The organism is Xanthomonas sp. 3075 (assembly GCF_014197275.1).
In the GTDB taxonomy this organism is placed as follows: domain Bacteria; phylum Pseudomonadota; class Gammaproteobacteria; order Xanthomonadales; family Xanthomonadaceae; genus Xanthomonas; species Xanthomonas campestris_B.
Map to the genome: position 1 here is coordinate 1 of NZ_JACIFI010000017.1, position 12,659 is coordinate 12,659.

General features: G+C 67.6%; 11 protein-coding genes. 4 read left to right on the forward strand and 7 right to left on the reverse strand.

Features of this window, described 5'->3' with window-relative positions:
* The 4 genes from GGR62_RS15585 to xerD all read right to left on the reverse strand — a co-directional run.
* Positions 1 to 106, reverse strand: a 106-nt coding sequence (locus tag GGR62_RS15585; protein WP_184408769.1) for a transposase, incomplete at its 3' end; no start/stop codon positions are given.
* A gap of 203 nt (positions 107 to 309) precedes the next feature.
* Positions 310 to 4,356: a phosphoribosylformylglycinamidine synthase gene (gene purL, locus GGR62_RS15590; RefSeq protein WP_184408770.1), complete on the reverse strand. Its 4,047-nt coding sequence runs from the start codon at positions 4,354 to 4,356 to the stop codon at positions 310 to 312.
* 408 nt (positions 4,357 to 4,764) lie between these two features.
* Positions 4,765 to 5,568 carry a DsbC family protein gene (locus tag GGR62_RS15595; protein WP_184408771.1) on the reverse strand — a complete coding sequence of 268 codons (804 nt, stop codon included), beginning with the start codon at positions 5,566 to 5,568 and terminating at the stop codon, positions 4,765 to 4,767.
* Positions 5,569 to 5,931: 363 nt separating this feature from the next.
* Positions 5,932 to 6,903 (reverse strand): site-specific tyrosine recombinase XerD, encoded by a 972-nt coding sequence (gene xerD / locus GGR62_RS15600; RefSeq protein ID WP_184408772.1) that lies wholly within the window; start codon positions 6,901 to 6,903, stop codon positions 5,932 to 5,934.
* Positions 6,904 to 7,076: 173 nt separating this feature from the next.
* Here xerD and GGR62_RS15605 point away from each other — a divergent pair, with 173 nt between their 5' ends.
* A complete protein-coding gene (locus GGR62_RS15605; protein ID WP_184408773.1) occupies positions 7,077 to 7,544 on the forward strand; it encodes an RDD family protein in 468 nt (155 codons plus the stop codon).
* 99 nt (positions 7,545 to 7,643) lie between these two features.
* Here GGR62_RS15605 and GGR62_RS15610 read toward each other — a convergent pair whose 3' ends face one another.
* The 3 genes from GGR62_RS15610 to lptF are packed head-to-tail and all read right to left on the reverse strand — an operon-like array spanning position 7,644 to position 10,182.
* Positions 7,644 to 7,991 carry a hypothetical protein gene (locus tag GGR62_RS15610; RefSeq protein WP_184408774.1) on the reverse strand — a complete coding sequence of 116 codons (348 nt, stop codon included), beginning with the start codon at positions 7,989 to 7,991 and terminating at the stop codon, positions 7,644 to 7,646.
* Positions 7,992 to 7,996: 5 nt separating this feature from the next.
* Positions 7,997 to 9,103, reverse strand: coding sequence for an LPS export ABC transporter permease LptG (gene lptG, locus GGR62_RS15615; protein ID WP_184408775.1), 1,107 nt, complete (start codon positions 9,101 to 9,103; stop codon positions 7,997 to 7,999).
* Positions 9,100 to 10,182 (reverse strand): LPS export ABC transporter permease LptF, encoded by a 1,083-nt coding sequence (lptF, locus tag GGR62_RS15620; RefSeq protein ID WP_184408776.1) that lies wholly within the window; start codon positions 10,180 to 10,182, stop codon positions 9,100 to 9,102. Before lptF ends, lptG begins: the two co-directional genes overlap by 4 nt.
* 107 nt (positions 10,183 to 10,289) lie before the next feature.
* Here lptF and GGR62_RS15625 point away from each other — a divergent pair, with 107 nt between their 5' ends.
* Genes GGR62_RS15625 through GGR62_RS15635 form a run of 3 tightly spaced genes read left to right on the forward strand, consistent with a single transcriptional unit; the run spans position 10,290 to position 12,558 of the window.
* Positions 10,290 to 11,762, forward strand: coding sequence for a leucyl aminopeptidase (locus tag GGR62_RS15625; RefSeq protein WP_184408777.1), 1,473 nt, complete (start codon positions 10,290 to 10,292; stop codon positions 11,760 to 11,762).
* Positions 11,762 to 12,133 carry a hypothetical protein gene (locus tag GGR62_RS15630; RefSeq protein WP_184408778.1) on the forward strand — a complete coding sequence of 124 codons (372 nt, stop codon included), beginning with the start codon at positions 11,762 to 11,764 and terminating at the stop codon, positions 12,131 to 12,133. Before GGR62_RS15625 ends, GGR62_RS15630 begins: the two co-directional genes overlap by 1 nt.
* A complete protein-coding gene (locus GGR62_RS15635) occupies positions 12,133 to 12,558 on the forward strand; it encodes a DNA polymerase III subunit chi (RefSeq protein ID WP_184408779.1) in 426 nt (141 codons plus the stop codon). The genes GGR62_RS15630 and GGR62_RS15635 overlap by 1 nt, the downstream gene beginning before the upstream one ends.
* Positions 12,559 to 12,659 lie beyond the last annotated feature (101 nt).

A 12,659-nucleotide genomic window follows, 5' to 3' on the forward strand; every position in this document is an offset into this window, starting at 1 on the left:
CCGGGCTGAAGCCATGCCGACGGCACAACTCCGCCACGGCCATGCCCGCGTCGGCCTGCTTGATAAACCCGATGATCTGCTCGGTGCTGAATCTGCTCTTCTTCATGTCCGTCCTCTTGGGGGCACGGACTTTATAGCTTCAGCTGGTACGGCTCAGTGGGGGCAGGTCAGTGCAGCGCTCGAACAAGCGCGCACTGGCGTAGACACAAAAAACGACAACAGCGAAAACGACAGTGGCCGTGTGCATCGCTGCACACGGCCACCGGGTTTTTCACTGCCGCCAGACGGGATCAGGCGCGCACTACTGCATCAACCGCACCACACGCGCGCATTGCGGAACATGCGCAACCACGGCGAGTCCTCACCCCAGTCGGCCGGGTGCCAACTCAGGTTCGCCGTGCGCGGGGTGCGCTCGGGATGCGGCATCAGGATGGTGGCGCGTCCATCGGTGCTGGTCAGCCCGGTGATGCCGTCCGGCGAGCCGTTCGGATTGAGCGGGTAGTGCGATGCAACCGCACCATCGCCATCGATGAAGCGCAAGGCCACCCGCACAGCGGCCTGGTCCACCACGGAGTCGAACTCGGCACGGCCTTCGCCGTGCGCCACCGCCACCGGAATACGCGAGCCAGCCATGCCACGCAGGAAGATCGACGGCGACTCCACCACTTCCAGCAACGCAGTGCGCGCTTCGAACTGCTCGCTGCGATTGCGCAAAAAGCGCGGCCAATGCTCGGCGCCGGGAATGATGTCCTTGAGCTGGCTGAGCATCTGGCAGCCGTTGCACACGCCCAGCGCGAACGTATCGCTACGGGCGAAGAACGCGGCGAACGCATCGCGCAAGGCCGACCGCTCCAGGATCGAGGTGGCCCAACCACGGCCGGCACCCAGCACGTCGCCGTAGCTGAAACCGCCGCAGGCCGCGAAGCCGGAGAACTGCGCCAGATCCACACGTCCTTCGATCAGGTCACTCATGTGCACGTCGAACGCACGGAAACCGGCGCGCTCGAAGTTGTAGGCCATCTCGATCTGCCCGTTGACGCCCTGCTCGCGCAGGATCGCCACCTTGGGCCGCGCACCGGTCGCCACGAACGGCGCGGCCACGTCTTCGGACGGATCGAACACCAGCTTCGGACGCAGTCCCGGCGCCTGGAAGTCGCGCGCCAGCGCGCGCTCTTCGTCGGCGCTATCCGGGTTGTCGCGCAGTTTCTGCATGGCGTGGCTCACCGACCACCAGGCATCGAACAATTCTTCCCAACGCCACTCGGCCAGCACCCGGCCCTGCTCGCTCACGCGGATGCGCGGCGCGCCGGTGGGGCGTGCGATGCGCTGCGCGCATTCGGTCAAGGCATGCCGCTCGACCAGATCGGCGAACGCAGCGCGATCCTCGCTGGCGATCTGCACCACCGCGCCCAGTTCTTCGTTGAACAGACTACGGAACGCGTCGTCGCCCCACGCATCCAGCGTGATATCCAGCCCCTGCCGCGAGGCGAACGCCATCTCGCACAGCGCCGCGAACGCACCGCCATCGCTGCGATCGTGATACGCCAGCAACAAACCGCTCTCGCGCGCAGCACGGATCAACTCGAAGAAACTACGCAGCCGCTGCGCATCGTCCAGATCCGGCACTTCGCCGCCGAACGCCGGCAACGCCGCATCGTCGGCATACACCTGCGCCAGCACCGAGCCACCCAGACGCTGCTTGCCGCCCCCCAGGCCGATCAACCACAGCTCGCTTTCTTCATCGCTGCGCAGCAACGGCGTCAACTGCGTCCGCACATCGCCGACAGGCGCGAACGCACTGATGATCAGCGAGACAGGTGAAACGCTTTTCAGCGTTTCACCGGGAATGGGGAGTCGGGAATCGGGAATGGTAAAAGCGGAGGGCTGTGGCGTTTCACCATTCCCGATTCGCGATTCCCGATTCCCGGCAGGCCACTGCGCCTGCATCGACAGCGAGTCCTTGCCCACCGGCACGCTCAGTTCGAGTGCCGGGCACAGTTCCATGCCGATCGCACGCACGGCGTCGTACAGCAAGGCGTCTTCGCCGGCGTGACCGGCGGCGGCCATCCAGTTGGCCGACAGCTTGATGCTGTCCAGCGTCTGCACCGGGGCCGCGCACAGGTTGGTGATCGCCTCGCCCACTGCCATCCGGGACGACGCGGCTGCGTTCAACAACGCCAGCGGGGTGCGCTCGCCGATCGACATCGCTTCGCCGGCAAAGGTATCGAAACCGGCCAGGGTGATCGCGCAATCGGCCAGCGGCAGCTGCCACGGCCCGATCATCTGCTCGCGCGCGGTCAAACCGCCCACGCTGCGGTCGCCGATGGTGACCAGAAAGCTCTTCGATGCAACCGTGGGATGCGCCAGCACGCGCAACCCGGCCTGCTGCAACTCCAGCGTGGCGGTCTGCAACACCGGCCACTGCGGCGCCGGCGGATGCACTGCATCGCGATGCATCTTCGGCGCCTTGCCGAAGAGGACATCCATCGGCAGATCGATCGGGAGCGGGGAATCGGGAGTGGGGAATAGGGAATGGGCAGAAGCGGCATCGGCAGCCGGCAACGCGCCGTTGCGAATCCCGAATCCCGAATCTCCAATCCCGGAGTCGAAGACTCCATACCCAACCACCAGCCGCTCCTCGGCCGTGGCCACGCCCACTGCCGCAAACGGGCAGCGCTCGCGCGCGCAAATCGCGGCGAATTCGTCCAGGCGTGCCTGCGGCACGCCCAGCACATAACGTTCCTGCGATTCGTTGCACCACAGTTCCAGCGGCGACAGCGACGGGTCGTCGCTGAGCACCCGGCCCAGGTCGATGATGCCGCCCACGCCGGAGTCGTGCAGCAATTCGGGAATGGCGTTGGACAGCCCGCCCGCACCCACGTCGTGGAACCAGCGGATTGGGTTGTCGATGCCCAGTGCCACGCAGCGGTCGATGACCTCCTGGCAGCGGCGCTCCATCTCCGGGTTTTCGCGCTGCACGCTGGCGAAATCCAGCGCCTCGGCGCTGTCGCCGGCCGCCACCGAACTGGCCGCACCACCGCCCAGGCCGATCAGCATCGCCGGGCCGCCCAGCACGATCACCGCATCGCCCGGCTGCAGGCGCAGCTTTTCGACCTGATTGCGATCGATTGCGCCCAGGCCGCCGGCCAGCATGATCGGCTTGTCGTAGGCGCGGGTCAGACCCGGGCCTTCGGCCAGTTCGAAACTGCGGAAATAACCGAGCAGGTTCGGCCGGCCGAATTCGTTGTTGAATGCGGCGCCGCCCAGCGGGCCGTCGAGCATGATGTCCAGCGCCGGGGCCATGCGCGGGTTCAGCGCGCGCGGCGCTTCCCACGGCTGTGGCAGGGTCGGGATGCGCAGGTGCGACACCGTGAAACCGGTCAGTCCGGCCTTGGGCTTGCCGCCGCGCCCGGTGGCGCCTTCGTCGCGGATCTCGCCGCCGGCACCGGTGGCCGCGCCGGGAAATGGCGCGATCGCAGTGGGGTGGTTATGCGTTTCCACCTTGATCGCAAACGCCGACGGCAACACTGCCTCGCTGCGGTATTCGCCGCTGGCCGGATCCGGGCGATAGCGCGCGGCCGGCACGCCTTCCACCACTGCCGCGTTGTCGCTGTAGGCCGACAAGGTGTGCTGCGGGGTCTGCTGGTGGGTGTGCTTGATCATGCGGAACAGCGAGCGTTCCTGCTCCTTGCCGTCGATGGTCCAGCTGGCGTTGAAGATCTTGTGCCGGCAGTGCTCGGAGTTGGCCTGGGCAAACATCATCAGTTCGACGTCGGCCGGGTCGCGGCCCAGCTCGGCGAAGCGCTCGCGCAGATAGTCGATCTCGTCCTGCGCCAGGGCCAGGCCCAGGTCGCGGTTGGCCTGTTCCAGCGCCGCCAGCGGCACGCGCTGCAGCTGGCCGGGATCGGGCACATTGAACAGCGCCTCGGCGGCGGCGGCCGAACCGAGCAGCGACTGCGTCATCGGGTCGTGCAGCAGCTTGGCCACGGCCGCCTGCTCGGCGGCATCCTGTGGCCAGCCGGCCAGGTCGATACGGGTGCCACGCTCCACGCGCTGGATCGGCTGCCCGGCCCCGCGCACCAGCTCGGTGGCCTTGCTCGACCACGGCGACAGCGTGCCCAGACGCGGCACCACATAGCGCGAGGAGGCGTCTTCGGCGCGCGGCGCGGGCGCCGCTTCGGCCTGCAGGATCCGCTGCAAGGTAGCCTGGTCGGGCGCTTGCCCGGCCTCGGCGCGTATGAAGTACACGTGCCAGGCGCCAGTGATGCGCAGCGCGGGAACGAGGGTTTGCAGGCGGGTTTCGAGCCGAGCGCGGCGGAACGGCGAAAGGGCGGAAGCGCCCTCGAGGACCATCATGTCCGGGGAACCGTGTCAGAAACGGGGCTGCAGATTGTAACGGAGCGGATGCATCGGCGCCGGACCCGGCGTGGGTCGGCTGCCGATCTGTCGGGTGATGCGTCGCACCGCCTTGCCTGGATGCGGCGCGTTCCGGCCCGATGCGGCAACGGCCAAGGGCGGATGGCGATGCCATCGGGGATTCTCGCGCGCAGCTGCCGCCGGCCCGGATACCAACGCGGTAGCGACCCACGCAGCGCCGACCAACGCCGGTCCGCCGCCGCTCTCACAGCACACAACCGACACCGTCAGCCCACCCCTGAAACGCAAGAGGCCGGAATGCATGCGCATCCCGGCCTCTTGATCGATCACGCCGACCGTCGCAGCGGCCGGCGTCAAAGCAGCATCACAGCGCCGCTGCCGGAGACCTCAGCGGCTACCGCCGGCCGTGGTGACGGCGCGCTTTTCCAGCGCCTCGCGCAGCTGCGCCGGCGGCAGGTAGCCACCGAGCTGGGTGCCGTCCGGCGCAAAGATCGCCGGGGTGCCGTTGACGCCCAGACGCTGGCCCAGGGTGTATTCCATCGACACCGGGTTCTTGCAGTCCTTGGCGTTCACCGGCTGCCCGGATTTGGCCGCCGTCAGGGCCTGCTTGCGGTCGGCGGCGCACCACACCGCGACCATCTCCTTGTGGTCCTGGCTGCCCAGGCCCATGCGCGGAAACGCCAGGTATTCCACCGCGATTCCCTGCTTGTTGAGTTCGCCGATCTCGCTGTGCAGCTTGCGGCAGTAACCGCATTCCACGTCGGTGAAGACCGTCACGGTGTACTTGGGATTTGCCGGCGCGAACACGATGCGGTCGGCCTTGGGAACGGTCTCCAGCTGCTTGCGGCGATAGGCCAGCAAGCCCGGGCTGGCGGCGAACTGCTTGTTCTGGATATCGAACGGCTGCGCCTGAATCAGGTAACGGCCGTCGTCGCTGACGTACAGCACCTGCCCGCCCACCACGACCTCGCGGAAGCCGGGAAACGGCGCGGCGCCGATGTAATCGGGCTTGAAGTCCGGGTCCAACGCCTTGAGTGCAGTACTCACGCGCTGATCCACATTGCCGGCGGCAGCGGGGGCAGCGGCGCCGGCTGGCTTGGCGCCGGCGGTGCTTGCCGCAGGCTGCGAGGATTGTGCGCAGGCGGTAAGGCTGATCGCGCCCAGCAGCGCGGCGATGGCAAGACGATACATTCACGCATCCAGTGGAATGGGGTGCATGGATTCTCGCACAGCGCGCATGAAGCCTGGCCGCCGCTTGCTGCTCGGCGGGAATGCAGGCCGGTTGCATGCGTGCCGCAGGGGTGACGGGGGTCCGCAGGCTGGCCGGCGCGCACGCGCAACCCACGCTGCAGGCGGCTCGACACCCACCCATCGCCTGATCGGCACCGCTGCGGTCACGTTCCCGATCCAGTAAGACCGGATGCGCCACTGCGCGCCGTGCATCGCCGTCCCACCCATGGCAGGCCCCGTCGGCGGCCCGATGCAGGGCCGCAACAGACATCCCCGCGCTCCGCTGCGCCACACGCGCATGCCGTCCCGCTGTCCCGCAGCCGCCTACCCGCGCGGATGATGGGCGGCGTGCAGCTTCTGCAGATGCTGGCGCGCGACCAACGTGTAGATCTGCGTGGTCGACAGCGAGCTGTGACCCAGCAGCATCTGCAGCGCGCGCAGGTCCGCGCCGTGGTTGAGCAGATGCGTGGCGAAGCTGTGGCGCAACCCGTGCGGGCTGACCGTGGCCGGATCGATCCCGGCCAGTGCTGCGTAGCGTTTGACCAGCGCCCAGAACTGCTGGCGACTGGGCGGCTGCCGCGCCGCATCGATGAACAACGGCACCTGCCCATCCACTGCGGCCACCGGCTTGTGATCGGCCAGCAGCGGGCGCGCATCGCGCAGATAGCATTCCAGCCAATGCTGGGATTCCTCGCCCAACGGCACCAGCCGATCCTTGCTGCCCTTGCCGGTCACCCGCAACACGCCCTGACGCAGATTGACCCCCACCGCCGGCAGATTCACCAGCTCGCTGACCCGCAGGCCGGCGGCATACATCAACTCCAGCATGGCGCGGTCGCGCAGGCCCAATGGCGTGGCGATGTCGGGCGCGGCCAGCAGCGCCTCGATCTGGCTCTCGGTCAGCGCCTTGGGCAGCGAACGTGGCAGATGGGGCGGATCGATCAGCGCCGTCGGGTCGTCGCTGCGCACTCCATCGCGCAGGCACACCCCGTAGAACGCGCGCAGCGTCGACAGCAGCCGGGCGGTACTGCGCGGCGAGTAGCGCGCGTTGGCGCGCCATTCCAGATAATCGAACAGCGCCGCACGATCGACCCCCAGCAAGCCGCCACCGGCCCCATCGCGCCAGCGTGCCAGGCCTTCGAGATCGCGCCGATAACTGTCCAGCGTCTGTCGTGTCACCCCCTGCTCGGCCCAGAAACGGTCCAGAAACCGCTCGATGGCAGCGGCATCGGCGGCCTGCAGCGGCGGGAGCTGCTGGGCGAGTTGACGGCGTTCGGCGGGATTGCTGGCAGACATCGCCACAGCATAGAACGTGCTGCGTGCGTTGCGATGCCGCCGCCGCAGCGCTGCGCGCACGCCTCGACGCTCCACGCGTCGCCAACCCTGCCGGATATCCACAGGCGCCAACCGCGCAGGCCGCTGACGCAGCGCGGCGTTGCGTTGCAAGGCACGCCCGCTATGCTCGCGGCATGACCTCGATCTCCGCGCCCCGTCCCCCGCGCGCGCCTGCCCTGGTGGGCTGGCGGCTGCTGGCGATGTGCTACGACCTCTGGCCGGTCGTGGCGCTCTGGATGCTGATCTCCACCGCGTTCACGCTGGGATTCACGCTTGCCGGGCACCCGGCGCGCGAAAACATCGCCCCCTTCAGTGGCTGGCAATGGCTGTTGTGGCTGTGTTGCTGGATCGCCGCCGGGGTGTACGCCACCGTCAGCTGGCGTCGCGGTGGTCAGACCCTGGGCATGCGCCCGTGGCGACTGCGCCTGATCGGCCCGCAGGCCTCATGGCGTGCGCTGTGGATCCGCTACGCCGTCGGCACCTTGTCGCTGGCGCTGGGCGGGCTGGGATTCTGGTGGGCGTGGCTGGATCGCGACCGGCTGGCGTGGCACGACCGCGCAAGCGGGACCAGGCTGCAACGCAGCTCTAAACCGGCGCCCTGACTGGCGATGACGCCGCGACACGCCAGGGCACGCGGTGTGCCGGCACGACGCCGCAACCGTCCCGTCCACTTGATCTGTTCGACCCAACGCACTCAGCGCTCAGCGCCGATCCTCGTCCCGGGTCGCCGCATCCTGCCCGGCCGATGCACCCTGCCCTGACCGGCCACGGGCTCTGAAAAATTCATCCAGCGCCCAACCGAACAGATACAGCATCACGAACGCTTGTGTCGCAAGCCACGCATACGCCACCCCGTAGGGCAACCAGTCGAACAGAGGCCCAAGACCTGACGACGCGGCTAACACCATCTGCGGCAAAACCGGCAATTGCTCCCACACGAGCCGGCTTTTGTCATTGACATGCGGAGCATGCGCCAACCGCTGGCACTGCACGATCAGCACCGCGTAGGGCACGCACATTGCCAGCCCGACCCAGCTAAACCGTCGCATGGCGCTTAGCTGCTGCGCCGCCGGAACAGCCACGCCGATACCCCAAGCATCACCATCGGCGGCAGCGCATAGGCGATGCGGTAATCCAGCTTGAGCGCGCCGGCCATCCGGCCGAAGAACAGCTGCAACAGCCAGAAGCCCAACGCGAACAGGATGCCCAGAAACAGGCGCTTGCCCAACCCGCCGCTACGCAACGAACCGAACGAAAACGGAATCGCCGCCATGCACAGCGCCAGCACGTTGACCGGATAGAACCAGCGGCTCCAGTACTGATCTTCGTAATCGCGCGCATCCAGGCCGTTGCGGCGCCGGTACTCGATGCTCTGTTCCAGATCGCGTGCGGACAGATTGCGCGGTTTGGCCAAGCCGGCGGCCAGCGCCGCCGGACTGAGCTGCGATTGCCACGGCAACTCGGGGAAGGTTTCGCGCTGCACCGCGCGTTCCTGGAACGTGTCGCGACGCACCTGGCGCAGCGTCCAGACGCCATCGCGATTCTCGGCCAGGGATGCATAGGTCAGCTGCTGCAGGCGGCCATCGGCAGCGAGCTGATACAGCCGCACGTCATGCAGATCCAGCGCAGTGCCGCCGCCATCGAGCAGCTTCTCTTCGCCGCTCAGCGCATTGAGGAAGGTGTTGCCTTCACGCGCCCACAGGCCCGAGTAGCGCGCCGCCGCCATGTTGCTGTTGAAGCGGGCGCTGGCCTTGAGCGAGTCGGCCTGGTTCTGCGCCCAGGGGCCCACGGTCTCGCCGCTGATCACCATGCCGGCGGTCAGCAGCGCCATTGCCGCGACCACCGAGGCCGACATACGCTTGCGCGACACGCCCAGCGCGCGCAACGCGGTCAATTCGGAGGTGGCGGCCAACTGGCCCAGGCCCATCAGCGCGCCGATCACCGCGGCGGTGGGAAACATGGTGTACGCCCGGCGCGGCACGGTGTAGGCCACATAGGCCACCGCATGGCCGAAGCTGTAGCTGCCCTGGCCGATGCTCTTGGCCTCGCTGGCAAACGCGTTGATCAGGTCCAGACCCAGCAACACCGCCCAGGTCAGCAGCACGGTGAACAACACCACGCGACCGACATACAGGTCGTGCACCCGCGGCAGCAGCCTCATGCGCCCGCCCTCGGTCGACGCACGCGGCCATCGCGCGCATACGCCCAGATCGCCACCGCCAGCAGCGGCAGCGTCAGCCACCACAGCCCGAGCGCGGCCGGGGTCTTGCCGTTGGCGATCCACTGGGTGCCGACGATCATCAGATTGGTGCCCACCATGTAGGCCAGGAAGGCCAGCATGATCCGGCCGTAGCGCTGCTGGCGTGGCGCACTGCGTGACAGCGGCAGGGTCAGCAGCGCAAACGCCAGGGCCAGCAACGGCGGCGCCAGGCGTTCATGCAGCTGCGCCCGCGCAGCGGGGCGCTCATCGGACAGCAGTTGGGTGGTCCACATCACTTCCGGATCGTTGGCATCGTGCACCTGGCTGCGGTCGGGCAAGGCCACATCGTTGCTGGCGAACTTCATCAAGCGGTAATCCAGGGTGTCGCCGGCAGCCGGCCCCTCGATGCGGTAACCGTCCTCCAGGCGCAGGTAGCGGTCGGCCTTGCCTTCGAAGAACATCGCGCCGCGGTCGGCGGTGACCACATCGATGCGGTCGTCCTTCTGGCGCTGCATGAACACCTTGCCCAGGCCCTTGCCATTGGCCGAGATCGTGGTCAGGTAGACCACGCCGCCACCGGACAGCGGGGTGAACTTGCCCGATTCCAGGCCGGCCATCAGCACGCTGCGGTTGGCGTCTTCCAGCATGGTCTCGGCGGTGCGGCTGGCCCACGGACCCAGCCACAGCGAGCACAGCCCGATGACGATCACCACCGGCACCACCAGTATCAGCATCGGCCGCAACATGCGCTTGGGACCCACGCCAATGGCGGTAATGACCGCCATTTCTGAATCCCGGTACAGCCGCGCCAGCGCCAGCAGCAGGCCGAGCATCAACGCCAGCGGCAGGATGATCGGCAGGTAGGCCACAAATTGCAGACCCACCTGAGACAGCAGCAAGCGAGCTGGGATGCGGCCGTCGGCGATATTGCCGAGGATATCCACCAGCACACCGCCCACGCTGACGACCAGCAGCACGATCAAGGTGGCCAGGAAGCTCTGGGTGAAATCGCTAAGCAGGTATCGATCGAGCTTCGGCATGGGGTGGGCTTGTTTTAAACTCTCGGATTCGTTCGCGGCGTCGCCAGCCTAGTCAGGTTGGCGTAAACAGTCCGCGATTGTACGGATTTGCCTACGGAATCTGATCAATGGCCCTGCAATTCACCCTGAACCAAGACGCGCCGGCAAGCGCCCACGTCGACTGCATCGTGGTTGGCGTATTCGCCGACAAGACCCTGTCGCCCGCCGCACAGGCGCTGGACAGCGCCAGCCAGGGCCGCCTGACGGCCCTGGTGGCACGCGGCGACGTGGCTGCCAAGACCGGCAGCACCACCCTGGTCCACGACCTGCCCGGCGTGACCGCCCCGCGCGTGCTGGTGGTCGGCCTGGGCGAGCCCGGCAAGTTCGGCGTGGCGCCCTACCTCAAGGCGATCGGCGATGCGACCCGCGCGCTGAAGACCGGCGCGGTCGGCACCGCCCTGCTCACCCTGACAGAACTCACCGTCAAGGCCCGCGACGCGGCCTGGAATATCCGCCAGGCAGTCATCGTCAGCGACCATGCGGCCTATCGCTACACCGCCACCCTGGGCAAGAAGAAGGTGGACGAGACCGGCCTGACCACCCTGGCGATCGCCGGCGACGACGCCCGCGCGCTGGCCGTGGGCGTGGCCACCGCCGAGGGCGTGGAGTTCGCCCGCGAGCTGGGCAACCTGCCGCCGAACTACTGCACCCCGGCCTACCTGGCCGACACTGCGGCCGCATTCGCCGGCAAGTACGCCGGTGCCGAAGCCGAGATCCTGGATGAGGCGCAGATGGAGTCGCTGGGCATGGGCTCGCTGCTGTCGGTGGCGCGCGGCTCGGCCAACCGCCCGCGGCTGATCGTGCTGAAGTGGAACGGCGGCGGCGATGCGCGCCCGTATGTGCTGGTGGGCAAGGGCATCACCTTCGATACCGGCGGCGTCAATCTCAAGACGCAGGGCGGCATCGAGGAAATGAAGTACGACATGTGCGGTGGCGCCAACGTCATCGGCACCTTCGTGGCCACGGTCAAGGCCGAACTGCCGATCAACCTGGTGGTGGTGGTGCCGGCGGTGGAAAACGCCATCGACGGCAATGCCTATCGTCCCTCGGACGTCATCACCAGCATGTCCGGCAAGACCATCGAGGTCGGCAATACCGACGCCGAAGGCCGCCTGATCCTGTGCGATGCGCTGACCTACGCCGAGCGCTTCAACCCCGAAGCACTGGTGGACGTGGCCACGCTGACCGGCGCCTGCATGGTGGCGCTGGGCCACCAGACCGCCGGCCTGATGAGCAAGCACGACGACCTGGCCAACGAGCTGCTGGCCGCTGGCGAACACGTGTTCGACCGCGCCTGGCGTCTGCCGCTGTGGGACGAATACCAAGGCCTGCTCGATTCCACCTTCGCCGACGTCTACAACATCGGCGGCCGCTGGGGTGGCGCGATCACCGCCGGCTGCTTCCTGTCGCGCTTCACCGAAAACCAGCGCTGGGCGCATCTGGACATCGCCGGCGTGGCCAGCGACGAAGGCAAGCGCGGCATGGCCACCGGTCGCCCGGTGGGGTTGTTGACGCAGTGGCTGCTGGATCGCGCCGCCTGATGTCGCCACGCGCTGCACTGGCCCTGATCGCTGGCTTTTCCGTCGCGAACGGAGCAGCCAGCGCGGTGCCGGGCTGGACCAGCCCCGGCATCGACCTGCTATGGGTCGTTGTGCAGCTTGCGCTGTTGTTCGTTTGGCTGGCGGCCGACAGCCGCCGGCTCGGCTACCGCCGGCCGGCCTGGATGAATATCGGCATCGTGGCGTTAGCCGTGTTGTTCCTGCCGGTATACCTGTACCGTTCGCGCCCGCCCGGGCGCCGCCTGCGCGCGTTTGGTGGCCTGCTGCTGGCCGTGCTCGGCTTTGCCGCCCTGTTTATAGCCGCCGGCCTGACCACCGAATTCGTGCTCTCCTCCCGCTTTGTGACCGCCTGATGCCCCGCGCCGACTTCTATCTGATCGCCAAACCGCGCTTCCTCAACGAACCGCTGCGGCTGGTCTGCGAGCTGGCGCGCAAGGCCAACGACGCCAACCTGTCTACGCTGATCCTGGCGCGCGATGCTGCGCAGGCCGAAGCGCTGGACGACCTGCTGTGGGCGTTCGACGACGAGGCCTACATCCCGCACCAGATCGCCGGCACCGACGAGGAAGACGAGCTGGCGCCGGTGCTGATCGCCTCGCCCGAGTTCGACGCCCCCTCGCGCCCGCTGGTGATCAACCTGCGCGACGACCCCTACCTGGGCGCCTGCGACCGCGTGCTGGAAGTCGTACCCGCCGACCCCGCCGCCCGCGAACCGCTGCGCGAACGCTGGAAGCAGTACAAGGCCCTGGGCCTGGAACTGGCCAAGTACGACATGTGAATCGGGAATGGGGAATCGAGAATCGACTGCCCCGTAGACCTTCACCTTTCAATGCACCCGCTTTCCCCATTCCCTATTCCCGACTCCCCATTCCGCGCCTT

Excerpts from the sequence above, each read along its gene's own strand:
- lptG (WP_184408775.1), bottom strand. The coding sequence starts at position 9,103 with ATGAGGCTGCTGCCGCGGGTGCACGACCTGTATGTCGGTCGCGTGGTG.
- GGR62_RS15610 (WP_184408774.1), bottom strand. The coding sequence starts at position 7,991 with ATGCGACGGTTTAGCTGGGTCGGGCTGGCAATGTGCGTGCCCTACGCG.
- GGR62_RS15635 (WP_184408779.1), top strand. The coding sequence starts at position 12,133 with ATGCCCCGCGCCGACTTCTATCTGATCGCCAAACCGCGCTTCCTCAAC.
- GGR62_RS15605 (WP_184408773.1), top strand. The coding sequence starts at position 7,077 with ATGACCTCGATCTCCGCGCCCCGTCCCCCGCGCGCGCCTGCCCTGGTG.
- xerD (WP_184408772.1), bottom strand. The coding sequence starts at position 6,903 with ATGTCTGCCAGCAATCCCGCCGAACGCCGTCAACTCGCCCAGCAGCTC.
- GGR62_RS15625 (WP_184408777.1), top strand. The coding sequence starts at position 10,290 with ATGGCCCTGCAATTCACCCTGAACCAAGACGCGCCGGCAAGCGCCCAC.
- GGR62_RS15595 (WP_184408771.1), bottom strand. The coding sequence starts at position 5,568 with ATGTATCGTCTTGCCATCGCCGCGCTGCTGGGCGCGATCAGCCTTACC.
- GGR62_RS15630 (WP_184408778.1), top strand. The coding sequence starts at position 11,762 with ATGTCGCCACGCGCTGCACTGGCCCTGATCGCTGGCTTTTCCGTCGCG.
- lptF (WP_184408776.1), bottom strand. The coding sequence starts at position 10,182 with ATGCCGAAGCTCGATCGATACCTGCTTAGCGATTTCACCCAGAGCTTC.
- purL (WP_184408770.1), bottom strand. The coding sequence starts at position 4,356 with ATGATGGTCCTCGAGGGCGCTTCCGCCCTTTCGCCGTTCCGCCGCGCT.